General features: G+C 72.4%; 21 protein-coding genes. 10 read left to right on the forward strand and 11 right to left on the reverse strand.

Features of this window, described 5'->3' with window-relative positions:
- Window positions 1-95 precede the first annotated feature (95 nt).
- The 5 genes from amrb99_RS19035 (at window position 96) to amrb99_RS19055 (ending at window position 8,099) form a co-directional block, all read left to right on the forward strand.
- Window positions 96-2,909: a DUF6049 family protein gene (locus tag amrb99_RS19035; RefSeq protein ID WP_190857611.1), complete on the forward strand. Its 2,814-nt coding sequence runs from the start codon at window positions 96-98 to the stop codon at window positions 2,907-2,909.
- A 28-nt stretch (window positions 2,910-2,937) separates the two neighbouring features.
- Window positions 2,938-4,635, forward strand: a complete 1,698-nt coding sequence (murJ, locus tag amrb99_RS19040; RefSeq protein ID WP_190857613.1) for a murein biosynthesis integral membrane protein MurJ — start codon at window positions 2,938-2,940, stop codon at window positions 4,633-4,635.
- 179 nt (window positions 4,636-4,814) lie between these two features.
- Window positions 4,815-6,491, forward strand: a complete 1,677-nt coding sequence (locus amrb99_RS19045) for a protein kinase family protein (protein ID WP_190857616.1) — start codon at window positions 4,815-4,817, stop codon at window positions 6,489-6,491.
- A 205-nt stretch (window positions 6,492-6,696) separates the two neighbouring features.
- A complete protein-coding gene (gene sigM, locus amrb99_RS19050) occupies window positions 6,697-7,320 on the forward strand; it encodes an RNA polymerase sigma factor SigM (RefSeq protein ID WP_190857618.1) in 624 nt (207 codons plus the stop codon).
- Entirely contained in the window at window positions 7,317-8,099 is a 783-nt protein-coding gene (locus amrb99_RS19055; protein ID WP_190857620.1) for a hypothetical protein, read from the forward strand. Before sigM ends, amrb99_RS19055 begins: the two co-directional genes overlap by 4 nt.
- Before the next feature lie 103 nt (window positions 8,100-8,202).
- Here amrb99_RS19055 and amrb99_RS19060 read toward each other — a convergent pair whose 3' ends face one another.
- Window positions 8,203-8,562 (reverse strand): TfoX/Sxy family protein, encoded by a 360-nt coding sequence (locus amrb99_RS19060; RefSeq protein ID WP_190857628.1) that lies wholly within the window; start codon window positions 8,560-8,562, stop codon window positions 8,203-8,205.
- A gap of 86 nt (window positions 8,563-8,648) precedes the next feature.
- Complete coding sequence (locus amrb99_RS19065) at window positions 8,649-9,221, reverse strand: dienelactone hydrolase family protein (RefSeq protein WP_190857630.1); 573 nt, start codon at window positions 9,219-9,221, stop codon at window positions 8,649-8,651.
- 197 nt (window positions 9,222-9,418) lie between these two features.
- Between amrb99_RS19065 and trxB the strand changes: the two genes are divergently transcribed.
- Window positions 9,419-10,378: a thioredoxin-disulfide reductase gene (gene trxB, locus amrb99_RS19070; protein ID WP_190857632.1), complete on the forward strand. Its 960-nt coding sequence runs from the start codon at window positions 9,419-9,421 to the stop codon at window positions 10,376-10,378.
- 88 nt (window positions 10,379-10,466) lie between these two features.
- Window positions 10,467-10,781 (forward strand): thioredoxin, encoded by a 315-nt coding sequence (gene trxA / locus amrb99_RS19075; RefSeq protein ID WP_190857634.1) that lies wholly within the window; start codon window positions 10,467-10,469, stop codon window positions 10,779-10,781.
- Between the two features lie 149 nt (window positions 10,782-10,930).
- Here the strand turns inward: trxA and amrb99_RS19080 are convergent, their stop codons facing one another.
- Entirely contained in the window at window positions 10,931-11,548 is a 618-nt protein-coding gene (locus amrb99_RS19080) for a GNAT family N-acetyltransferase (RefSeq protein WP_190857636.1), read from the reverse strand.
- Window positions 11,549-11,812: 264 nt separating this feature from the next.
- Between amrb99_RS19080 and amrb99_RS19085 the strand changes: the two genes are divergently transcribed.
- Together amrb99_RS19085 and amrb99_RS19090 are read left to right on the forward strand one after the other, a co-directional pair.
- Window positions 11,813-13,105, forward strand: a complete 1,293-nt coding sequence (locus tag amrb99_RS19085; protein ID WP_347256740.1) for a PLP-dependent aminotransferase family protein — start codon at window positions 11,813-11,815, stop codon at window positions 13,103-13,105.
- Between the two features lie 98 nt (window positions 13,106-13,203).
- Window positions 13,204-14,145: a D-alanine--D-alanine ligase gene (locus tag amrb99_RS19090; protein ID WP_347256741.1), complete on the forward strand. Its 942-nt coding sequence runs from the start codon at window positions 13,204-13,206 to the stop codon at window positions 14,143-14,145.
- A gap of 2,086 nt (window positions 14,146-16,231) precedes the next feature.
- On the opposite strand, the gene amrb99_RS19095 is transcribed toward amrb99_RS19090, so the two are convergent.
- From amrb99_RS19095 to rsmG, 3 genes are all read right to left on the reverse strand, one after another.
- Window positions 16,232-17,245 (reverse strand): ParB/RepB/Spo0J family partition protein, encoded by a 1,014-nt coding sequence (locus amrb99_RS19095; RefSeq protein WP_190857640.1) that lies wholly within the window; start codon window positions 17,243-17,245, stop codon window positions 16,232-16,234.
- Window positions 17,242-18,120 (reverse strand): ParA family protein, encoded by an 879-nt coding sequence (locus tag amrb99_RS19100; protein ID WP_318839258.1) that lies wholly within the window; start codon window positions 18,118-18,120, stop codon window positions 17,242-17,244. The genes amrb99_RS19095 and amrb99_RS19100 overlap by 4 nt, the downstream gene beginning before the upstream one ends.
- Before the next feature lie 308 nt (window positions 18,121-18,428).
- A complete protein-coding gene (gene rsmG, locus amrb99_RS19105; protein ID WP_347256751.1) occupies window positions 18,429-19,118 on the reverse strand; it encodes a 16S rRNA (guanine(527)-N(7))-methyltransferase RsmG in 690 nt (229 codons plus the stop codon).
- A gap of 201 nt (window positions 19,119-19,319) precedes the next feature.
- On the opposite strand from rsmG, the gene amrb99_RS19110 reads away from it, so the two are divergent.
- Complete coding sequence (locus amrb99_RS19110; RefSeq protein ID WP_190857644.1) at window positions 19,320-19,808, forward strand: DUF6458 family protein; 489 nt, start codon at window positions 19,320-19,322, stop codon at window positions 19,806-19,808.
- Window positions 19,809-20,746: 938 nt separating this feature from the next.
- Here the strand turns inward: amrb99_RS19110 and amrb99_RS19115 are convergent.
- The 5 genes from amrb99_RS19115 to rpmH are packed head-to-tail and all read right to left on the reverse strand — an operon-like array spanning window position 20,747 to window position 23,185.
- Complete coding sequence (locus tag amrb99_RS19115; protein ID WP_190857646.1) at window positions 20,747-21,232, reverse strand: R3H domain-containing nucleic acid-binding protein; 486 nt, start codon at window positions 21,230-21,232, stop codon at window positions 20,747-20,749.
- A 36-nt stretch (window positions 21,233-21,268) separates the two neighbouring features.
- Complete coding sequence (gene yidC / locus amrb99_RS19120; RefSeq protein ID WP_190857647.1) at window positions 21,269-22,306, reverse strand: membrane protein insertase YidC; 1,038 nt, start codon at window positions 22,304-22,306, stop codon at window positions 21,269-21,271.
- Complete coding sequence (gene yidD, locus amrb99_RS19125) at window positions 22,299-22,670, reverse strand: membrane protein insertion efficiency factor YidD (protein ID WP_190857650.1); 372 nt, start codon at window positions 22,668-22,670, stop codon at window positions 22,299-22,301. Before yidD ends, yidC begins: the two co-directional genes overlap by 8 nt.
- Window positions 22,667-23,035 (reverse strand): ribonuclease P protein component, encoded by a 369-nt coding sequence (rnpA, locus tag amrb99_RS19130; protein WP_190857652.1) that lies wholly within the window; start codon window positions 23,033-23,035, stop codon window positions 22,667-22,669. The genes yidD and rnpA overlap by 4 nt, the downstream gene beginning before the upstream one ends.
- A gap of 12 nt (window positions 23,036-23,047) precedes the next feature.
- Window positions 23,048-23,185 carry a 50S ribosomal protein L34 gene (rpmH, locus tag amrb99_RS19135; RefSeq protein WP_151593908.1) on the reverse strand — a complete coding sequence of 46 codons (138 nt, stop codon included), beginning with the start codon at window positions 23,183-23,185 and terminating at the stop codon, window positions 23,048-23,050.
- Window positions 23,186-23,750 lie beyond the last annotated feature (565 nt).

Here is a 23,750-nt window from a genome sequence, read left to right on the forward strand (position 1 = left end):
GGTGCGGGAAAACGACCTCCGCTCCGAGGCCGGCCCGGCGCCGGGCGGCCGCCGGGCGGACCTGTCAGCGGGCACGGCGTGAGGGCGGGCACGGCGTGAGAGCGGTCAGACGCGCGGTGACGCTGGCCGCCCTGCTGCCCTGGCTCGCGGTGGGCGCGGGCCCCGCGCTCGCCGCCGCGCCCGGCACCGCCGCGCTCCCCGGCACGGCCGACGCCGCGCTCCTCCCGGGCGCGGCCGCACAGCCCGAAGCGGCGCAGCCCGGAGCCGCGCAACCCGAAGCGGCGCAACCCGAAGCGGCGCAACCCGAAGCGGCGCAACCCGAGGCCGCTCAGCCCGGGGTCGCGGGGCCGCAGGCCGCGCAGCCCGGCTCGCCCGGCGCGGCGCAGACCCCCGACCAGGCGCACGCCCGCGCCCAGGTCGGCCTCGCGCTGACCAAGGTCAGCCCCAAACCGCTGAAGGCCGGCTCCACGCTCGACATCCGGGGCACGGCGCAGAACCGGTCCGGGCACGCGATCGCCGGCACCACCGTGCGCCTCCGCTTCGGCCGCCAGCCGATCACCAGCCGCAGCCAGCTCGACCAGTACGCCGGGATGACGGCGAACCAGCTCCCCTTCCCCGGCCAGGCCAAGCAGATCCCGCAGGCGGCCGCCGCCGGCGGCAAGCAGGACTGGCAGTTCAAGATCCCGGTCAAGGCGCTGCACCTGGTCCCGCCCGGCGCCACGCCCGGCGTCTACCCGGTCGGCGTCGAGGTCCTCAACTCCGCGCAGCAGGTCGTCGGCGGCGTGACGACGTTCGTGACGTTCATGCCGAGGCAGACGCAGTTCAAGCCCGTCGCCGTCGGCTGGGTGCTGCCGCTCGCCGACCAGCAGCACCGCGCCGGCGACTCGGTCTTCCTCGACGACCGGCTCGCCGCGGAGGTCGCCGGCACCGGCCGGCTGAACGACCTGGTCGGCGCCGCCGCGGCCAACCCCAAGACCCCCGTGACCTGGGCGATCGACCCGGCGCTCCTCGACGACGTCCAGGAGATCGCGCAGCACGGCTACCACGTGCTGACGCCCGGCGGGCAGACCGCCGCCAAGACGATGAAGAAGAGCGACGCGGCGGGCACCTGGCTGACCGCGCTGCGGAACGCGGCCAAGGGCGGCCGCTACTTCACCCTCCCGTACGCCGACCCCGACGCCGTGGCGCTCGCCCGCAACAAGATGACGGCCCCGCTCGCGACCGCGTTCGACCCGCGCAACACCCGTGTCGCGTCGGACGTCCTCGGCCGCGCGCCCGACGCGCACTACGCGTGGCCGCCGTACGGCGTCGCCGGCCCCGACACGCTCGACGCGCTCGCCAAGTACGGCCTCAAGAACGGCGGGTCGTTCCTGATGAGCGACCTCCAGTTCGGCGACCCGGCCGCGGGCGCGCCCGCGAACGCCACCAGCGCGATCCAGACGGCGCACCAGGGCACCCGCAAGACGCTGATCTACGACTCGGGCCTGAACGACATCGTCAGCGCGAACTCGCGGACCCCCGGCGGCACGGTGCTCACCGAGCAGCGGTTCCTCGCCGAGACCGCGGTGATCGCCGGTGAGGCGCCCAACGTCCAGCGCACCCTCGTCATCGCCCCCGACCGGACCTGGAACCCCGCCCCCGGCCTCGCCGGCGACCTGCTGAAGTTCACCAAGGGCGCCGGCTGGCTGCGCGCGACCGGCCTCGACAAGATCGAGCGGGCCCCCGCGCAGGCCCGGGAGCTGCGCGCCTACAACGACGAGTACCAGAAGTACGAGCTCGGCGCCGCCTACCTCGACCAGGTGGCCGCCATCGCCCGGCGCGCCGCCCGGTTCCGCTCGATCATGACGGCGCCGATCGGCGTGTCCTACGAGCGCGCGCTGCTGCGCGTCCAGTCGGCGTCCTGGCGGACGAGCCCGTCCCGCGCCCGCAACGCCAGGATCGAGCTGTCGAACGAGGTCGACCACGAGATGGCGCGGGTCCGCATCGTCACCACCAAGAACCGGCGCGCGAACATGGCGGGCAGCTCCGGCAAGCTGCCGGTCACCGTCAAGAACACGCTGCACGGCCAGGCGGTCCGGGTGCGGCTGGTCGCCACGTCCGTGACCCCCGCCAAGCTCCAGCTCGGCAAGCTCGACAAGGGCGAGGACGTCATCGACCTCCGCCCGGGGGAGCAGGTGCAGCGGTGGTTCCCCGCGCAGGCGGCGGGCAACGGCACGTTCAACGTCCGGCTGGAGTTGCGCGACGCGTCGTCGGGCAGGGTCTTCAGCAGCGTCGTCATCATGGTCCGCACCACGGGTTACGGGCGGCTCTCCCTGCTCATCACCGGTGGCGGACTTGCCGTACTCTTCGTGGGCGTCGGAGTGCGGGCCATCAGAGCGAGGCGCCGCCGGAAAGCGGAGGCAGCCGGTGACGGGTCGACCGGAGTGGGACCAGCAGAGACCGGAGAACCGGGGAACGGATTCCCCGGTCCCGGGTTCCCAGGGTCCGGGTTCCCGGGGTCCGGAGTACCGCCCGCAGGGGCCTCCGCAGCCGAGCCCCCCGCCGGACCCGCGGCAGGGCCCTCAGCCGGGCCCGCCTCCGGGGCGTCCGCAGCAGGGCCGCCCTCCGCAGGGCCAGCCGCCGGGGCGTCCCCCGCAGGGATATCCGGGGCAGCCGGGTTCCCCGGGACGGCCCCAGGGGCGTCCCGGGCCTCAGGGCTACCCGGAGCAGACGCCGCAGGGCTACCCGGCACGGGGCCAGCAGCCCCCGTACCCCCCGCAGCCTCCCCGGCAGCCGCGCCATCAGCGGCCCCCGGCGCCCCAGCACCCCCAGGGGCCTCCGGCGCCGCAGAACCCGGCGGGCCACCCGGGCCAGGGGCCGACGGCCCCGCCCCGCACCGCGGCGAACATCGCGGCCGAGACCGCGATTGACATCCCGCTCCCGGGCGGGGGCGGACCCATGGGCGAGACCGTCGTGGACGTCCCGCCCCCCGCGGACGGCGGCGCCGACGGCGGCAAGGCCGCGTCCGGAGGCATCCTGCGCTCCGGCGCGATCATGGCGGTCGGCACGCTGGTGTCCCGCGTCACCGGGTTCCTGCGCACCGCCGTCCTCGTCGCGGCGCTGAGCACCGGCGCGCTCGCCAACGCCTACAACACCGCGAACACGATCCCGAACCAGATCTACGACCTGCTCCTCGGCGGCATCCTGACCAGCGTCGTCGTGCCGCTGCTGGTGCGGGCGAAGGAACGCGACCGCACCTACGGCGACCAGTACGAGCAGCGCGTGTTCACGCTCGCGGTCATCGGCCTCGCGGTCCTGACGGTCGTCGCCGTGCTCGCCGCGCCGCTGTTCATCGACGTCCTCGCGGGCAGCTACAAGGGCGACCAGCGCGACATCGCGGTCATGTTCGCCCGGTTCTTCCTGCCGCAGATCTTCTTCTACGGCGTCGGCGCGTTCGCCGGCGCGATGCTCAACACCCGCAACAGCTTCGCCGCCCCGATGTGGGCGCCCATCCTGAACAACGTCGTCGTGATCGGCGTCGGCGGCGTGTTCCTGGCGATGGCGGCGGGCAAGGTCGACCCGTCCAGCATCTCCGACACCGAGTTCATGGTGCTCGCGGCCGGCACGACCGGCGGCATCGTGCTGCAGACGGTCGCGCTGTGGCCGTCGCTGCGCCGCGCCGGGTTCCGGTGGCGGCCCCGCCTGGACTTCAAGCGCGGCGAGATCGGGCAGGTCGGCCGGATGGCCGGGTGGACGCTGGTGTACGTCGTCGCCACGCAGGCCGGGCTCGCCGTCGTCACCGCCCTCGCCAACCGGGCCGGCGACCTCGGGGCCGCCAAGGGCTACGGCGAGGGCTACGGGTACACCCCGTACTTCACCGCCTACCAGATGTTCCAGCTGCCGTACGCGATCGTCGGCGTCTCGGTGATCACCGCGCTGCTGCCCCGGATGAGCCGGTTCGCCGCCGAGGGGAAGATCGCGGACGTCCGGTCGGCGTTCTCCAGCGGGCTGCGCCTCTCCTCGGTGATCATCATGCCGGCGGCGGCGCTGATGCTGGTGCTCGGCCCGGAGATCACCACGGTGCTGTTCGCGCACGGCAACACCAGCGCCGACAACGCGCTGGTGATCGCCCGCGTCATGCAGATGTTCGCGATCGCGCTGGTGCCGTTCTCGACCTACCAGCTGATGCTGCGGGTCTTCTACTCCTTCGGCGACACCCGGACCCCGGCGCTGATCGGCGCCGTCTCCGTCACCGCCAACATCATCCTGGCGTTCGCCGCCTACAACCTGCTCGGCGTCAAGTGGATCGTGGTCGGCATGGCCGGCGGGTACGCCGTCACCAACGCCGTCGGCACCCTCGTGTGCTGGCTGGTGCTGCGCCGCAAGCTCGGCGGCATGGACGGCCGCCGCATCATCGGCGGCCACCTGAAGCTGCTGGTGGCGATCTGGCCGCTCATCGGGTTCGCGTACGCGGTGCACGCCGTCGCCGACGCGGCCATCGGCACCGACACGCTGCTGCCCGCTCTGATCACCATGGTGGTGGGCGCCGGGGGCGGCGGGCTGCTGTACCTGGTGTTCGCCAAACTGCTCCGGGTGGACGAGGTTCAGGCGACGATCGCCACGTTCGCGCGCAGGTTGCCGGGCGGACGCCGGTAAGTCGTGGCAAAGTGAGGGGGACGCGCCCGGATCACGCCGCCATTCCCGTGTTCGAACCACTACCATGTGGGGGACTACGGCTTGCGGGCTGACACCCTGGGGAACGCAAAGAGGAGGGTCGGAGGCGTAAGCTGCCACGCCACGAACATGGGATCTGACCACCTGCGCAGGACGTTGCCGTGAGCACGTCAGTGATCGAACCCGGCACGCGTCTCGCCGGCCGCTACCGGCTCGAGGAGCGCATCAGCGACTCGGGCGGGTCCTCGCTCTGGAAGGCCATCGACGAGATCCTGGCCAGGGCCGTCGCCGTCCGCACCTTCGACCCCGAGTTCCCCCGCGTCGGCGAGGTCGTCACCTCCGCCCGCGCCGCCAGCCGCCTCACCGACCCCCGCCTCACGCAGGTGTTCGACGCCGACGACAGCGGCGAGAGCGCCTACGTCGTCAGCGAGTGGGTGGCGGGCGAGACGCTGGAGCAGATGCTCGCCAAGGCCCCGCTGGAGCCGGGCCGCGCCGCGACCCTGCTGTACGAGGCCGCCGAGGCGATCGCCGCCGCGCACGCGGCCGGGCTCGCGCACCTCTGCCTGTCCCCGCGCGACCTGGTCTGGACGACCGGCGGCACCGTCAAGCTGCTCGGCGTCGCCACCGACGCCGTCCTCGGCGACCGCTACTCCGACGACCCCGCCGCCGAGGACGTCCGCGGCCTCGGCCGGATGCTGTACGCGGCGCTGACCGCGCACTGGCCCGGCGACGAGGCCGCCTCCGACCTGCCCGCCGCGCCCGACGCGGACGGCGTCCCGCAGGCGCCCCGGCAGGTGCAGGCCGGCATCTCGCACGCGATCGACGCGATCGTCTGCCGCTGCCTCGGCATCGGCACCGCCGAGCCGCTCACCGAGCCCGCCGAGCTGGCCAAGGCGCTGCGCGGCGTGCCGCGCACCCCGCTGCCGCTGTTCGCGGGCCTCGGCAGCGCGCCGTCCCCGCGTCCGGCGGCGCCCAAGCGTCCCGCGACCGCCTCGACGGCCGCGACGACGCAGCCGCACCAGCCCCCCGTGCAGGACCCGCCCCGGCCCGCGCCGGGGCATGACGCGCGCGGGCCCGGCAGGCGCGCGCGCGGCGCGCACGCACAGCACGCGCAGCATGCACAGACCGCGCCTCCGGCCCAGTCCGGGCAGGTCCCGCCGCCGCGCGGCCGGTACGACACGCCTCCGCCGGCGCCCCCGGCCAACGCCGCCACCATCGCGTCGCCCGCCCGCAAGCCCGCCAACCGGGCCCTGCTCGGCGTCGCCGCTGCGGCGCTCACCGTCATCGTCGGGCTCGGCGCGTGGGCGCTGTCCGGCGGCGGCTCCGACGACGACCACGGCGCCAAGGGCCAGAAGACCGATCAGGGCCAGAAGAGCGCGCCGCCCAAGCCGGCGACCGTGAGGCTGAAGATCCAGGACGCGTCCGCCACCCAGAAGCCGGCCGACCAGCACCCCGACGGGACCAGCAGGAAGAACCCCTCCGCCGTCATCGACGGCGACCCCGGCACGGTGTGGGAGACACAGACCTACGCCGACGGCCAGTTCGGCAACTTCCTCAAGTCCCTCGGCGTCACGCTGACCCTGAGCGGCCCGGCCAAGGTGTCGACGATCCGGGTCAACTGCCCCGCCTCCGGCGGGACCCTCCAGGTCAAGATCGGCACGTCGCGCGCGCCGGGCGCGATGAAGACGGTCGGCGAGCAGTCCTGCAACGGCGGCGAGCTGACCTTCGCGGCGAACCCGGCGGTACAGGGCCAGTACGTGCTCGTCTGGTTCACCCGGCTGCCCGACGGCTTCAAGGGCAAGCTCAACGAGATCTCCGTCGTCGGGACGGCCGGCTGACCGCGTCGCGGCGGGCCGCACCCGCCCGCGCCGGGGCGTTCCGTGGCGTCTCGACCTGTGACGTGAGCTGCCGGTTGTCTGTATCGTGCCTGTGAGCATCCATGTCCCCTCGCCCCCAGGAATCCGTGGTGACCACCCGAGCAGCCGGAGCCGGTCGCAGCCGCCCGGCACCGGCAGGGCGTCCCGTACGAGAAAGCGGTCGCTCATGACGTCGGTGAGCATGCGTCGAGTCGACGAGGTCCCCGACAAGGAGCTCCTCGCCCGCCACGCCCAGGGGGACCCGCACGCCTTCGCGGAGCTGGTGCACCGGCACCGCGACCGGATGTGGGCGGTCGCGCTGCGCACCCTCGGCGACCCGGAGGAGGCCGCCGACGCGCTGCAGGACGCGTGCCTGTCGGCGTTCCGCGCCGCCGGCCGGTTCCGCGGCGACGCCGCCGTCACCACCTGGCTGCACCGGATCGTGGTGAACGCCTGCCTGGACCGGATCCGCCGCAAGTCCGTCCGCCCGGCCACCCCGATGGGCGACGACGCCACGTTCGACGCCGTCGCGCCCAAGATGCCCGACCCGACCGACGCGCACGGGGTGTCGCTGGACGTCCGCACCGCGCTGGAGCAGCTGCCGTTCGAGCAGCGCGCCGCGCTCGTGCTGGTCGACATGATGGGCTACTCCGTCGACGACGCCGCCGAGGTGATGGAGGTCCCGCCCGGGACGATCAAGAGCCGCTGCGCGCGGGGCCGCGCGCGGCTCGCGCCACTTCTGACCCACCACCGGAACCGACGCGACTCCAAAAACGTCGGAGGTGTGGAAGGAGGTGGCATGCCCAAGTGAACCCCGCACATCTTGACTACGACATCCTGGCCGACCTGGCCGAAGGACTGCTCGAAGACGACCAGGCCGCCTCCGTCAACGCGCACCTCGATTCCTGCGCAGAATGCCGGGACCGCTCCGCCGACCTTGCGGACGTCTCCCGGATCCTGGCGGAGGCGCCCGCGCCGTCCATGCCGCCCGAGCTGGCCGAGCGCATCGACACCGCCATCGCGGCGGAGTCGATGCACAACGCCACCGTGGTGAGCATGGAGCAGCGGCGCGGAAGGCGGCATTGGCGGATACTGTCCGCCGCGGCGGCGACGATCGTCGTCCTCGGCGGCGGAGCGACGGTCGGCAAGATCGCGCTGGACGGCTCGGACGGCAGCGGCAGCCAGGCGTCGACCCCGCCGCAGGGGGACAACGCGCGGCGCCTGTCCGCCGGCGCGGCGCCGCACTCGGCCGCGCCGTCGGAGTCCACGATGGTCAAGGGGCCCTTCAAGGTCACCCGCAGCGGCACCGAGTACCGGGCCGGCAAGGTCGCCGGCCAGGTCGACCGGCTGCTCGGCAAGGGGCAGGAGCTGCGGCTCGACGGGTCCCCGCCCACCGCGCAGATGTCCGGCTGCGTCACCGGCGTCACCCACGGCCGCACGCCCGCCCTGGTCGACCAGGCCAGGTACGACGGGCGCGCCGCGACCGTGATCGCGCTCCAGGGCGGCACGGACGGCCGCTGGGACGTCTGGGTCGTCGGCCCGGACTGCACGGCGCAGGACCCGCACGTGCTCGACCACGAGCCGGCCTGACGCGCGGCCCGAACGACGTCCAGGGGGCGGCCTGGGGACCCGCCCCCGCCCGGCGACGGGCACCGGACACCCCGCGGCGGTCCGCCGCCGGCATCCCTGACGGTCAGCGCCGCCGGGTCCTTTTCTTGGCGTCCTTGGCGGGAAGCGACCGCGCGTAGGAGACGCCCCGGGCCACCCACCGCCCGACGTCCCCGTCCGGGTCGTCGGCGTCCGCGTCGACGTGCAGCCAGCCGCGCATCTCGCGGCCGCCCATGACCATCGGGCGCACCCCGTCGCCGTCCTCCAGCTCCGCGGCCTCCCGCGGGTCCAGCCGGACGAGCAGGCCGCCCTGCCGGCTCGCGGCGACCGCCATGTTGCCCCCGACGAGGAAGGCCAGGCCGCCGAACATCGGCCGCTCGGTGACGCCTTCCTCGCCCGCCGTCAGCTCGCGGACGAGCTCGGCCAGATCCCGGTCGTAAGCCATGACCGGATTATGCGCGGCGCCTACGACGATCCACCGCCTGCCGCTGCTACGCCCCGCCGCCGCGACGACCGCCGCCGCTACGCCCGCTACAGGGATGCCAGGAAGTCCAGGGCGATCGCCCAGGCGCGCTCGGCCGCCTCGGGCTCGTAGTCGGGCAGGTCCGGGTCGGTGAACAGGTGCCCGGCGCCGCGGTAGCGGAAGACCTCCACGTCCGCGCCCGCCTTGCGCATCCGCAGGTACCAGGCGTTCAGCCAGTCGACCGGCTCGTAGGTGTCGGGGTCGGCGACGTGCAGCTGCACCGGGATCTCGGTGGACGCGTCGTCGGGCAGGTCGGACGTCCCGTGCATCAGCAGCAGGCCCCGCGCCCTGTCGTCGCCGAGGGCCAGGTTCTGCGCGATGGACCCGCCGAGCGAGAACCCCGCGTACACGATCCCGTCGCCGTCCAGCAGCGGCGCCGCCGCCGCGACCGCGCGGCGCAGCAGCTCGTCCCGGCCGATCTCCTCCTTGATCTCGACGCCCTCGTCCGGCGTGTCGACGACCCGGCCGCCGTACAGGTCGGGGACGGTCACCTCGTGCCCCGCGGCGCGGAGCCGGTCCGCCGCCTGGTGCACCGCCGGACGCAGCCCGTACATCGAGTGGAGAAGCAGAATGCGTGCCATGGCCACCACCCTATGGCCGTCCCGGCCCGCCTCCGGGCCGCCGGAGCGGCGGCGCCCGGAGGGGTCGGCGGCGCGTTGCGGGGCAGGTCACGGGAAGGGCCGCGCGTGCCGGGAATCCCCTGGCCCTAGTATCGGTTGACGCGACTGGCAGGCCGTGCGGTGAGGCCACCGAAGGCCAAGAGGAGAGGCGCACAACAGTGAGCGACGTCCGTAACGTCATCATCATCGGATCGGGCCCCGCGGGCTACACGGCCGCGATCTACGCGGCCCGCGGCGACCTGAGGCCGCTGCTGTTCGAGGGGTCGGTGACCGCCGGCGGCGCGCTGATGAACACCACCGACGTGGAGAACTTCCCCGGCTTCCCCGACGGCGTCATGGGCCCCGACCTGATGGACAACCTGCGCAAGCAGGCCGAGCGGTTCGGCGCCGAGCTGGTCACCGACGACGTCACCGAGGTCGACCTCGCCGCCGACCCGAAGGTCGTCAAGGTCGGCGACGAGACGTACCTCGCCAAGTCGGTCATCGTCGCGACCGGCTCCGGCTACCGCGAGCTCGGCCTGCCGGACGAGAAGCGGCTGTCGGGCCGCGGCGTGTCCTGGTGCGCCACCTGCGACGGCTTCTTCTTCCGCGAGCAGGACATCGCCGTGGTCGGCGGCGGCGACACCGCGATGGAGGAGGCGATCTTCCTGACCAAGTTCGCCCGCTCCGTCACCGTGATCCACCGCCGCGACGAGCTCCGCGCGTCCAAGATCATGCAGGACCGGGCGTTCGCCAACGACAAGATCCGCTTCCGCTGGGACAGCGAGGTCGTGAAGATCGACGGCGAGGACCGGGTCACCGGCGTGCAGGTCCGCAACCTGAAGACCGGCGAGCAGTCGCCGCTGGAGATCACCGGCCTGTTCATCGCGATCGGCCACGACCCGCGCAGCGAGCTGTTCACCGGCCAGCTGGAGACCGACGCCGACGGCTACCTCCTCGTCGACGCCCCGACCACCCGGACGAAGATCCCCGGCGTGTTCGCCTGCGGCGACGTGGTCGACCACATCTACCGTCAAGCCATCACCGCGGCCGCCAGCGGCTGCTCGGCGGCCATCGACGCCGAGCGCTGGCTCCAGGACCAGGGCGCCGCGGAGACCGTCCCGCAGGCACAGGCCTGACCGCGGGCCCGCGGGAGCCGACCGCACGGCCCGCACGCCCGGCCCGGCGCACGAGAACCGCGCCGGGCCCGTTACCGAAGGAGACACCATGAAAGCCGTGACCGACGCCGACTTCGCCTCCGAGGTCCTGGACAGCGACAAGCCGGTCCTGGTCGACTTCTGGGCCGAGTGGTGCGGCCCGTGCCGGATGGTGGCGCCGATCCTGGAGGAGATCTCCAGGACGCACGGCGACAAGCTCGAGATCGTCAAGCTGAACATCGACGAGAACCCGCAGGTGCCGGCCACGTACGGCGTCATGCAGATCCCGACGATGAACGTCTACAAGAACGGCGAGGTGGTCAAGCAGATCATGGGCGCCAAGCCGAAGGCCGCCCTGCTGCGCGACCTCGCCGAGTTCATCTGATCCACCCCGGCGCACGCCGCCCACGGCGCACGCCGCCACGCCGCCGCTCCTGCGCCGCCCGCGAAGGAACGTGAAGGAAACGGCCCGCATCCCGTCACCGGGATGCGGGCCGTTCCACGTGTCCATGGACAGGAGCCGCTCAGACGGCCTCAGACGGGACGCAGCGCGCCCTCCGGGGTCATGGAGCCCAGCAGGCGTTCCAGAGCCACCTCGACGTCCTCACGCCACGACAGGGCCGACTTCAGCTCCAGCCGCAGCCGCGGGTACCGGTGGTGCGGGCGGACGGTCTTGAACCCCACCGACAGCAGGTAGTCGGCCGGCACCATGCAGCCGCCCTCCTCGCCCTTCAGGTCCCCGAACGCCTCGATCGCCTTCACCGCCCGGCGCGTCAGGTCCTTCGCGACGCCCTGCACGAGCATCCGGCCGAGCCCGCCGCCCGCGAACTCCGGCAGGATGTGCGCCGTCATCAGCAGCACCGCGTCCGCGCTCACCGGGCTCGTCGGGAACGCCACCGACCGCGGCACGTACAGCGGCGGCGCGAACATCACGAACCCCGCAGGCACGTCGTCCACGTACGCGATCTTGCCGCAGGAACCCCACTCCAGCAGCGTGGAGGAGATCCATGCCTCCTTCTCCAGCGCCGCGTCGCCGCTCGCGTGCGCCCGGTCGCGGCTGACCGGATCCAGCTCCCAGAACACGCACCCGCGGCAGCGATGCGGAAGATCGTCCAGATTGTCCAGCGTGATGTTGACGAGACGACGCGACACCGGGCCGGCACCCCCTGCTGGCATCCTCGTCCGCCGGGCGAAGACCCCCGCCGCGGCCGGGACCTTCGGGGCGGATCGCCCACTTGCGCGAAAGTTCCCGGCAACAAACCGGGATCCTCGGGCATCGTATCGGACGGGGGACGAGCGGCCGGGCGGCGCGCCACGTGCGGGAACCGCCGAACACGCGAGGTACGGGGTTCGCCCGATCCCCCCGGAGCCCATGCCGTAACTTTGCGGTCAAGCCAGCCCCACCGGAGGTGCCACGTGGAACAGCACTCGCGAACCGACGCCTACAGCGACCGCTACGCCGCCCGCGCCGCCGGCATGGTGCCGTCGGAGATCCGGGCTCTGTTCGCGATGGTCGCCCGCCCCGAGGTCGTCTCCCTCGCCGGCGGCGCGCCCTACGTCTCCGCGCTGCCCCTCGACGCCGTCGGCGCCCTGGTCGGCGACCTCGTCGCCGGCAAGGGCGCCGAGGTCCTCCAGTACGGCTCCGCGCAGGGCGACGAGACCCTCCGCGAACTCATCTGCGACGTCATGGCGCTCGAAGGCGTCCAGGGCTCCGCGGACGACGTCGTCGTCACCGTCGGCGCCCAGCAGGCCCTCGACCTCATCACCAAGATCTTCGTCGACCCCGGCGACGTCGTCCTCGCCGAAGCCCCCTCCTACGTCGGCGCGCTCGGCACCTTCGCCGCCTACCAGGCCGACGTCGTGCACGTCCCCCTCGACGAGGGCGGCCTGATCCCGGCCGCGCTCCGCGAGACCCTCGACCGGCTCCGCCGCGAAGGCCGCCGCGTCAAGTTCCTCTACACCGTCCCCACGTTCCAGAACCCCGCCGGCGTCACCCTCACCGCCGCCCGCCGCGCCCAGATCCTGGAGATCTGCGCCGAGCACGACGTCCTGATCATCGAGGACAATCCCTACGGGCTCCTCGGCTTCGAGGGCGAGCCGATGCGGGCGCTGCGCGCCGACGACCCCGACCGCGTCATCTACCTCGGGTCGTTCTCCAAGACGATCGCGTCCGGCCTCCGCGTCGGCTGGGTCCTCGCCCCGCACGCGGTGCGCGCCAAGCTCGTCCTCGCCGCCGAGTCCGCGATCCTCTGCCCGTCGAACTTCTCCCAGCTCGCCGTCCGCGAGTACCTCGCCACGCAGCCGTGGCGCGAGCAGATCAAGGACTTCCGCGAGCTCTACCGGGAACGCCGCGACGCCATGCTCGACGCCCTCGACCAGCTCATGCCGGAAGGCTGCACCTGGACCCGCCCCGCCGGCGGCTTCTTCGTCTGGGTCACCCTTCCCGAGGGCCTCGACGCCAAGGCGATGGCGCCCCGCGCGATCGCCGACCGCGTCGCCTACGTCCCCGGCACCGGTTTCTTCGCCGACGGCGGCGGCCGCCGCAACATGCGCCTGTCCTACTGCTTCCCCGAACCGCACCGCATCCGCGAGGGCGTCCGCCGCCTCGCCGCGGTGGTGGAGAAGGAGATCAGGCTGCGGGACACTTTCGGGGGAGTCGAGCACGACGGCCCCGGCGGTGTGCACACCCCGGGCCCCGGCATCGTCTGAACGGATACCACCCGGTTTCGCGTAACCGCGCCGGCTCCCCCATGCTGGGAGCCGGCGCGTTTTTCGTGACCGCTCCTACCGCCAGAAGGGCACCTGCTGTGGAACTCGGGCACGTCGTCGTCCTCGCCGGGGGACTGTCCTACGAGCGAGAGGTCTCGCTGCGCTCCGGCCGCCGCGTCACCGACGCGCTGCGCGCCCTCGACATCCCCGTCGAACTGCGCGACGCCGACGCCACGCTCCTGGACTCCCTCGCCGACGACCCGCCGGACGCCGTGTTCCCCGTCCTGCACGGCGCCGCGGGGGAGGACGGCTCGATCCGCGACGTCCTCGACCTCCTCGACGTCCGCTACGTCGGCGCCCGCGCCGACGCCTGTCGCGTCGCCTGGGACAAGCCGACCGCCAAGTCCGTCGTGCGCCAGGCCGGCCTGCGCACCCCCGACTCCGTCGCCCTCCCCAAGGAGGTCTTCCACGACCTCGGCGCCGCGTCCGTCCTCGACCAGATCATCCGCGGGCTCGGCCTCCCCCTGTTCGTCAAGCCCACCCGCGGCGGCTCCGCACTCGGCACGTCCGTGGTGCACGAGCCGTCCGAGCTCTCCGCCGCCATGGTCGGCTGCTTCGCCTACGGCGACGCCGCCCTCGTCGAGCGCTACGTCGAGGGGACCGAGATCGCCGTCAGCGTCATCGAGCGCCACGGCCACCCCCAGGCGCTCCCCGCCGTCGAGATCGTCGCGCCGGGCGGCCGCTACGACTACACCGCCCGCTACGACGCGGGCGACACCGAGTTCGTCACCCCGGCGCGTCTCACCCCCGACGCCGCGGACCGCGCCACCGCCGCCGCCGTCACCGCCCACCGCGCCCTCGGCCTCCGCGACCTCTCCCGCACCGACCTCATCGTCGACCCCGACGGCGAGGTCCACTTCCTCGAGGTGAACGTCGCGCCCGGCATGACCGAGACGAGCCTCCTCCCCCGCGCCGTCAGCGTCGCCGGCCTCGACCTCGGCGAGGTCTGCCGCGACCTCCTCCTGGCCCAGTTCGCCTGACCGATGTTTCACGGGAAACACCCGCCCTCCCCAAGCCCCCACCAACGTTTCCCGTGAAACATCCCCTCCCCCCACCCGCCAGACGCCATGCACAGATGACAGGGCGACCAAGAACGGACAGCGGCCGCAGCGTCGCGAGTGCGGCAGCCAGGAAGCAGCGGGCGGCGGCAACACAAGGATGGTCGGGGGAGTCGGACGCTGCGGCCCATCGCACCACCGGGCAAACGACAGGCCTCGTCGGCAGCTCCTAGTCGGAGCCCGGCACCACACGCGACAGACATCTCCAGTGCACCCGACGAGGTTCCGTGCGCGCGGGCGCGCCAGCCGAGACCCGACACGGCAGCGCTCACGCGCCACAGGCGCGCAGCGGACGGTGGACGATCCCCCATGAATGGCAAGGAACCGCCAACGCGCGAGGCGCGACGATTCATACGGGCAAGCAGTAGGCGCCGGCTAGCGGATAGATCCGGAACGCCTCTGCCCGGTGCAGGGGAGCGTCCTTCGCCCCTCGGGGCGATGGCGGGATCAGGAGGGGCCGCGGCATCGGGCAAGCGGGCAGCCGCCGTGAGGCGGAGACGGCGGATGGACACGGATCCGCAGAGGGCTCCATCACGGCGCGGCAGGCTCGGGCCGCAGCATCGCGGCGATGGCGCGGACTCACCAAGCGCGTCCCCCGACGGGCGGCGCGAGGGCGTCCCCTAGCAAGGCCAGCAACGGGCGTGCTGAGAGAGAAGTCACGGCTGAATCCGCGGTAGGCGCGATTCAAACGGTGGCCCTGCGCCGAGCCCGGCACGACGGCGGGCTCGACGCGACGCCGCCCACCGATCAGCAAATCGCAGTCCACCCGGAATCAGTGAGCCAACGGGAGGCCGGGGACCGGACACCTCACTGGTATCACCCTGCCTCATCATCTGCCGGTGCGGCGTGGTCCCCCGTGCTCGCCCTGAGCGCCAGCACCGCCTACCCCCCCGGAGACGCCCGAGAGCCGAGAGCCGCACGCCTGGCAATGTCAGCCGTGATTAGCCGAGCGCTCGGCTTTCATACCCACAGAGTCGCCTAGTCGTTGGCTGCGGCCCCGCCACCCCGTCGGCCCGCCACCCCGTCGGCCCGTCGGCCCGTCGGCCGTCTGGAGTCGCCGACTGGCCGGTACAGCCGTGTGGGCAAGCCGCCAAGCGATGTCTTTGCTGTGACTTCCCGCCCGGCAGAGCCTTGGAGGCCATCCTCGTGATGTGCCGCGCTCGTGACTCTGGTCTTGGGTGGCCCTGGGCTTCCCACACCGGCACTCGCCGGCGGCCGCCGGGAACAGCGGGGCGCCAGTGACCGCCCACGACGGTCGGTCAACGCCTCCGCTGCCTGAGAACGCTCGCCTCGCTGTCCGCCCGCCGCCGCTGGGCTCCCCCACATGCCCCCGCTGACTACCCGAAGGGCTAGAGGCCATCCTGCGCTCGCTGCTCGACGCGCTGGGGCTTTCATGGCGGACGCTAGAACGCAGTGGGCGCCTGAAAGTCACCCGCTGCTATCCGTCTCGATGGTCCGACCGGTGACGGGCGGCCTCCAGCGGAGGGCGGTCAGGCGGAGATGCTTTCACCCGCGGGATAGATGGGGCATGCCGACGCAGTCTGTGTCCGGGCGCCGCTCGCTGGAAGGTGTCGATGTTTCACGCGAAACCTCGATGCGGCGCGCAACTGCAATCCGGTACGGCCGTCGAGGCGCTGAGGGGGAGCTGGGAGAGCGCGTCGGCGAGCAGCTACGGGCGCCCGGGCGCCACGGCCGAACGGCGGGATGGCGAGCGTGCCGACGGTCTCGGTGATCTCGTGGCCGTGCTCGACGGCGATCGCGACGGTGGCGCTGTTCCACATCGGGCGGCAGCCGGTCCCGTAGGTGAGCACCTCGTAGACGGGGGCGCCGGTAAGGGCGGAAGGGCGACTGGGGCAGGGGAGCCAGACGGCGCTCGCGTAGGGGGTGGGCTTGCTGGCGGGCGGGCGGTCGCTCCGAAGATGTTTCACGGGAAACATGGGTGCCTGGAGAAAGCGAAGCGCCCCGGAGGAAGGGTTCCGGGGCGCTGGGGGGAAGGCGAGTGGGCGGTTTACGGCTCGCCGGTGCTGTCGTCGTCGGGGGCCATCGACTTGATGATGCGGTCGAGGTCCTCCAGGGTGGCGAACTCGACCACGATCTTGCCCTTGTTGCGTCCCATGTCGACGCGGACCTTGGTCTCGTAGCGGTCGGAGAGGCGGTCGGCCAGTTCCTGGAGCCCTGGGGCGACGGGCTTCTTGCGGCGGCCCTGCCGGGGCGCCTTCGGGGCGTCCTCGACCTCGCGGAGCGCGATCATCTCCTCGACCGCGCGGACGGAGAGGCCCTCCTGGACGATCCGCTGCGCCATGTGCTCCTGCGCCTCGACGCTGTCGAGGGAGAGGAGCGCCCGGGCGTGGCCCGCCGACAGCACGCCGGCGGCGACGCGGCGCTGGACGGCGGGCGGCAGGTTCAGCAGGCGGAGTGTGTTGGTGATGTGCGGGCGGGACCGGCCGATCCGTCCGGCGAGCTGCTCGTGGGTGGCGCCGAAGTCCTGCAGCAGCTGCTGGTAGGCGGCCGCCTCCTCCAGCGGGTTCAGCTGCTGGCGGTGCAGGTTCTCCATGAGGGCGTCGCGGAGCAGATCGTTGTCGCCGGTATCGCGGACGATCGCGGGGATGACGTCCAGCCCGGCCATCTGGGAGGCGCGCAGCCGGCGCTCGCCCATGATCAGCTCGTAGTCGTGCTCGCCTGACTCGGCCCGGCGGACGACGATGGGCTGGAGGAGCCCGACGATGCCGATCGACTCGGCGAGCTCCTCCAGGGCCTGCTCGTCGAAGTGCTCGCGCGGCTGGCGCGGGTTCGCGGTGATGGACGTGACGGGCAGCTCGGCGAAGTGCGCTCCGGCGACCGGCTGGATGTCCGGGCTCGCGGCGCCGTCCTGCCCGGGACCGTTCGGGCCGCCGGGGAAGCCCGGCCCGCCCAGGGCGCCGGTTCCGCCCGCGCCGGACGGGTCGTCCGCCGGCGGTGGGGGCGGGGCGGTGGGGATGAGGGCGCCGAGCCCCTTGCCCAGACCGCGTCGCTGCTGGCTCACTTCCTCGCCCCTCCATGGGCCATTTCCGAGGCCGCCTCGCTGTAGGCGAGGGCGCCGCTGGAACCCGGGTCGTACGTCATGACGGACTGCCCGTAGCTCGGCGCCTCGGAGACGCGGACGCTGCGGGGGATCACCGTGTTGAGGACGACGTCCCCGAAGTGGTTGCGGACGTCGTCCGCGACCTGCGCGGCGAGCCGCGTCCGGGCGTCGTACATGGTGAGCAGGATGGTGGACACCCTGAGCTTCTGGTTGAGGTGCGCCTTGACGAGGTCGACGGTGCGGATGAGCTGTCCGAGCCCCTCCAGCGCGTAGTACTCGCACTGGATCGGGATGAGCAGCTCGTCGCCGCCGACGAGGGCGTTGACGGTGAGCAGGCCGAGCGACGGTGGGCAGTCGATCAGCACGTAGTCGAACTTGTCGGTGTCGTAGGCGTCCAGCGCGCGGCGCAGCCGGGACTCGCGGGCGACCTTGGAGACGAGCTCGATCTCGGCGCCGGCGAGGTTGAGCGTCGCGGGGGCGCAGTACAGGTTCGGGATCTCGGGGGCGGCGACGACGATGTCGGCGAGCGCCATGTCCTCGATGAGGACGTCGTAGATGGACGGGATCTCGGCGTGGTGTTCGACGCCCAGGGCGGTGGACGCGTTGCCCTGCGGGTCCAGGTCGACGACGAGCACCTGCGCGCCGTGCATGGCGAGCGACGCGGCGAGGTTCACCGAGCTGGTGGTCTTGCCCACCCCGCCCTTCTGGTTGGCGATGGTGATGATGCGGCAGCGGTCCGGCCGCGGCCATTCGCGTTCCCTGCGGCCGGACATCGCCTTGAGGGCGGTGACCGCTGTTTCATGTGAAACCTTGGCGTCCTTGAGCGCCTCGCGCACGAGTTCTGACTCCCCCTGAGATGGTCCCTTGCGCGGACCCGCCTGCTGTGTGCCGGCGCTGGTCGGCACATAGCCGACGTTCTCCGCGGTACCGGACGTCGTGTTACCCCACATTGCGTGCCCGGAGGGCGCGGCCGCCGGCGTCGTCACGGCGCCGGCGTCCCCCCGCGTCCCCTCGTCGGCCTGCGCGCCCTGGCCCGCAGGGGTCTCCCGCGCGGGCTCCGAGGCACCGGTCCCGCCCGGGCCGGGCGGCTGTTCGTCGGGGGATTCGTCGGCGCGGTCAGGCCGTCCCAGTCCTGGTCCCGTGCTCATGAAGACCTCTTCCTCGACCTTCCAGCGCGTCGGGGCGCGCTCTGTCGTCGCCCGGCCGCTGCACTCCGGTCCGCCGGCCTGCCGGCGACCACACGGACAAGCGTTGTCGGCGGGTCGACCATACCGCGCCCGACTTGGAGCAGTTCGGTCTCCCGCACCCCGAAACGCTGCAGAACGGGTGCGGCCTCGTCGAGTTCGGCCGCGGCCCGCTCGCCTTTCAGCGCGAGCAGTTCACCGCCGGGACGCAGCAGCGGCAGCGCCCACTTGGCGAGACGTTCGAGAGGGGCCACCGCGCGCGCCGTCGCGACGTCCACCGAGAACTCCTTGGTGACGTCCTCGGCCCGGGCGCGGCGGACCTCCACGTTCCGCAGATCGAGCATCTCGACGCACTCGCTGAGGAACGTGGTCCGCCGGAGCAGCGGTTCCAGGAGCGTGATGCGCAGGTCGGGCCGGACGATCGCGAGCACGATGCCGGGCAGTCCGGCGCCGGATCCGATGTCGACGACCTGGGCGTCCGCCGGGATCGCCTCGGCCACCACCGCGCAGTTGATCAGGTGGCGTTCCCACAGCCGGTCGGCCTCGCGCGGGCCGATCAGCCCGCGTTCGACGCCCGCGTCGGCGAGGAACGCCGCGTAGCGTTCCGCAACCGGCAGTGTTTCCCCGAAAACCTCGCGTGCAATCCCCACCGTACGAATCGTTCCATAAAACGGCGTGGCGGCGTACACACGCAACGTCCCAGGAGGCAACAGCATGACGCTTTCGGGAGGCGGACCCCGTCCGACAAGGCCTGTTCCTTGCGATATGGCAAGAACCACATGTCCTTCCGCATATTCGGCGCTCGCCGGGTAGAGGGACGGTGTCGCCCCCCTTGGAAGGAGCTCCGAGCCATGGGAATCGGAGTCAGTCTCGCGTTCATCGCCATCGGAGCGATCCTCGCGTTCGCCCTCCGCGTCGATCTCGCCGGCGTCGACATCCACCTCGTCGGCTGGATCCTGATCGTGGTCGGGGCCGTGAGCATGGCCTTCACCCTCAGCTACACGCGTCCGCGGCGCCGCGCCGGCCGGGTGGTCGGAGCAGATCCCGCTTACGGGGACGAGCCGGGCACCGTGGTGCGTGAGGAGCACATCATCGAGGACCCCGCCCCTCCGGGACGTCCCGCCGAGCGCGTCGAGCGCGTCGTCGAGCACCCCGCGGACGAAGGGGTGACGCACGGGCACGTGGCACAGGACCCCGCGTTCGCCCAGGACCCGGGACGGGCCCAGGACCCGGCCGAGGAGAACAACACCGCGGTCGACTCCGACGCCGTCGACCCGCTGCACGACCCCGCGCCGCGGGAGCGGAGCGTGTACGGACGGACGCCGCGCGGACGCAGGTGACGGCAGTCCGTCGGGCGGCGCCGCCGTCACCGTCCAGACGGACCCGGGCGGCGTTCGCCGCGAACACCGACCCGGACTCGTCCGACCTATAGACCAGCCCGGTGTGCTTTGGGCGGCGGTGCACACCGGGTTCCAGGGGCCCCGCGCCGGTCAGGGCGCGGGGCCCCGCCCTTTCCACCTACAGAGACGCCGTGCACCGTCCAGCTGCAGAGACGTCCTGGCCTGTCCTCCCGCCGATCCGTCCCGCCGGTCCGAACAGAGGGACGCCCCCGCCCCCGCCCGGGCTGCCGCAGAGACGTCCCGCTTCCCCGTCCACAAGGCCACACCAGACCGCGCCACGCCAACTCGTCAACACCCACCTCCCGCCAGCCTCCCCATCTGTGGATAACAAGGCCCTTTATCCACAGGGCATCAGGCCTTAGCCGAGCGAAGCCGGGCCATCTGGACAGCGCGCAGGAACCCCTTCACCTGCGGCGATCAAACGCCGACAGGTCGCCTCGGAGATCGTCCCCTGGTGCGAAATCCCCTGGGGAAACAGGAGGGCTGGGCGCGAGTTATCCACAGAACAACGTTCTAGTGCCATGGATCCCAGCGGGCCTTGACCATGGGGGTAAGCGGGTCCGCCCCCGGGCGGGAGGGGCCTCTTTTCAACATCGGGCTCGTGTCCTCGCCCGCGTCAATCACGGGCCTCCACCCCGCGCCCATACCGAGCACCTCGGGGCGGCCCGGTCATCCGAACGACCCCGGCATCCGAACGACCCCCGCATGCGAAGCGAACAGCCGCGCGTCCGAATGGCCCGGGGCTTCCGAACAGCCCCGGGCTTCCGAACAGCCCGGACATGCGAACGGCCCCGGCGATGGAGTTCGCCGAGGCCGTTCGGTGGACTGGCTGTTCGCTTGTGGAAACCGCGTCTCGCGTTCCGCCTCGCGGAGATCCGTCAGGACGGGTAGACGACCACGTAGCGGTCGGGCTCCTCGCCCTCGGACTCGCTGCGCAGGCCGGCCGCCGCCACCGCGTCGTGGACGATCTTCCGCTCGAACGGCGTCATCGGCGCGAGCGGCTTGGGCTCGCCCGCCTGCTTGACCTCGTCGGCGACGTCGGTGCCGAGCTTGGTCAGCTCGGCGCGGCGGCGCTCGCGGTAGCCGCCGATGTCGAGCATCAGCCGGGTGCGGTTGCCGGTCTGCCGGTGCACGGCCAGCCGCGTCAGCTCCTGCAGCGCCTCCAGGACCTCGCCGCGCTTGCCGACCAGCTCGTCCAGCGAAGCGCCGACCACCGCGACGATGGCGCGCTCGCCCTCGACGTCCATGTCGATGTCGCCGTCGTAGTCACCGATGTCCAGCAGACCCTCGATGTAGTCGGCGGCGATCTCGCCTTCCTGCTCGAGGGCCTGGACGTCGACCTCGGTGGTGTCGGTCTGGCTCAACGGGGTCTCCTTCTTCGGCGAGGACAGAGGTCCAAACTAGCGCTTCTGGCTTCCGCTGCGCTTGCTGCGCGGCTTGCGGGTCGGCTGGTTGCGGACGACCTTGGGCTTGGTGTCCTCGGGCTCCGGAGCGGGCTCCGGCTCCTTCTTGAGCTTGGCCTTGATCCCGGACGGCGCCTGGCCGTTCTTGCCGGCGGCCGCCTTCGCGCCGCCGCTCTTGGCTCCCGCGGCCTTCGCACCGGGCTTGGCGGCGGTCTTCGTCCCGGTGGCCTTGCCGCCCGACGTGGCCTTGGCGGTGGCGGTGTCGTCCGCCTTCTCACCGGGCGGAGGGAAGCGCTTGTAGATGTAGTGCTGCTGCGCGAGCGTCCAGCTGTTCGACGTCACCCAGTACATGAGGACGCCCAGCGGGAAGCCGAGGCCGAAGAGGCCGAAGAGGGGCGCGAGGAAGACCATCATCTTCTGCGCCTGCATCATCGGGTTGGCGTCGGCCGCCGCGGCGGGCTGGCGCTTCATGCTGGCCCGGACGGTGAAGAACGTCGTGCAGGAGCTGATCACCACGGCGATGCCGGTGACGACGATCGCGCTCCAGGTCTTGTCGCTCCAGGCGTTCAGGAACGTGTCCGGGATGTGCGCGCCGAAGATGTTGGCGTGCTGGGCGCTCTGCACCAGGTCCGCCGACATCGCGAAGACGCCGTGGCCGGGCTTGGCGTCCGAGATCCGCTTGAGGGTCTGGAACAGGCCGATGAAGACCGGCATCTGCACGACCAGGGGAAGGCACCCCGACAGCGGGTTGGCGCCGTTCTCCTGGTAGAGCTTCATGACCTCCTGGTTGAGGCGCTGCTTGTCGTTCTTGTACTTCTTGCGCAGCGCCTGAACCTTGGGGTTCAGCTCCTGCATCTTCCGTGAGGCGTGGATCTGCTTCACGAAGAGCGGCACGAGGATGAGCCGCAGCATGACGGTCAGCAGGATGATCGAGCCGCCCCACGCCCATCCGCTGTCCTTGGGGAAGACGACACTCAGCCCCGCGTGAATCCACACGATGAGCTGAGAGACGATCTCGTATAGCCAGTCAAGCACCGGGCAGCTCCTTGGGCTCTGCTAGGGCGGGGCCGCTCTCCTCGCGGCCGGAGTTCGAAGAAGCCGCCTTCGCCTTCGCGGAGGACGTCTTCTTCGGCGGCACCGGGTCGTAGCCGCCGGGGTGGAAGGGGTGGCACCGCGCGATCCGGCGGACCGTCAGCCACGTGCCGCGCGCCGCCCCGTGCACCTGGAGGGCCTTGAGGCCGTAGGTGCTGCAGGTCGGGGTGAAGCGGCACTGCTGCCCGAGCAGGGGACTCAAGAAGCGGCGGTAGGCGCGGACGAGAAGGATCAACACCGCGGCGACCGGACCAGGGGTGGTCGCCGGGCGCTGGTCGGTGAACGGTTTCCCGTGCCGGTTCCTCATCTCCGCCCCTTGGACGCGGACCGCAGCAGCCGGTCGAGCGCCGACTCGAGATCCGCGGCCAGATCGTCAGGGCGCGCCTCGCCCGCGCGGGGGTTGGCGCGCACTACGAGCAGGCTACCCGGTGGAAGCCGGTCCACGTGCCCGCGCGCGAGGTGCCGGAGCCGCCGCCGTACCGCGTTGCGGGTGACGGCGTTGCCGACGTTGCGCGCCACGATGAACCCGACCAACGCCGGGCCCGCGGCCTCCGCGTCCCCTTCCCTGCGGAGCAGGTGGACGACGACGTTAGGCCGTCCGGCGCGGCGCCCGCGCCGGACGGCCAACGAGAAGTCGTCCCGCCGCCGCATCCGGTGCCCGGACGGCAGCATGAGAGAGGTCGGTCAGACCGCGACGCGGGCGCGGCCCTTGCCGCGCCGCGAGGAGAGGACGGCGCGCCCGGCGCGCGTGCGCATCCGCAGCCGGAAGCCGTGCTTCTTGTGGCGGCGGCGGTTGTTCGGCTGGAATGTACGCTTGCTCACTTTGAGGCTCCAGTGCTGCGGTCGGTTCGACTAGAAAGGCGCGATAGCTCGCATCGAGGGCCCGCGTTCGGTCCCCCGCAGCGGGGGCCCACCCGTGCCGTCCGGGCGGACGACCGGCGGGCACGCGTCACCTCCGTCGATGCGACTCGACCTCAGCACGTTACGGGCTATCCGCCCGCCGGGTCAAACGGATCACCGGTTCCCCGGCCCTGCCGGCCGGTCCCCAGCTCGACCCCGGCCGGCCCTCGCCCGAGCATGGCTGCCCGTCGCCCGTACGGCGTCCCGGCCCTAGCGCGGCCACCCGTCGGCAGGCCCTCCTCGCCAGGCGGTCGGTGCGCATACGACGGGTGGCCGTTCGCTCCGGGCGGGGCCTGAGCTCTCGGCTGCTTCTTGTTGCGGGTGGGATCGGCAGGGGTTAAGGTCTTCCTTCCGGGCACGCCGACATTCCCGTGACGATCTGGATCGCGGTCGGTGTTCCGCCCGCCGAACCCCCCGTCAGAGAACCGCCCGCGCACCGGCCGCCGAAGTGGCCGGAGACCTCCCGTCCCCGCGTCTCCCGCCCCTA

Origin of the sequence: Actinomadura sp. RB99 (assembly GCF_014706005.1) — a bacterium.
In the GTDB taxonomy this organism is placed as follows: Bacteria; Actinomycetota; Actinomycetes; order Streptosporangiales; family Streptosporangiaceae; genus Spirillospora.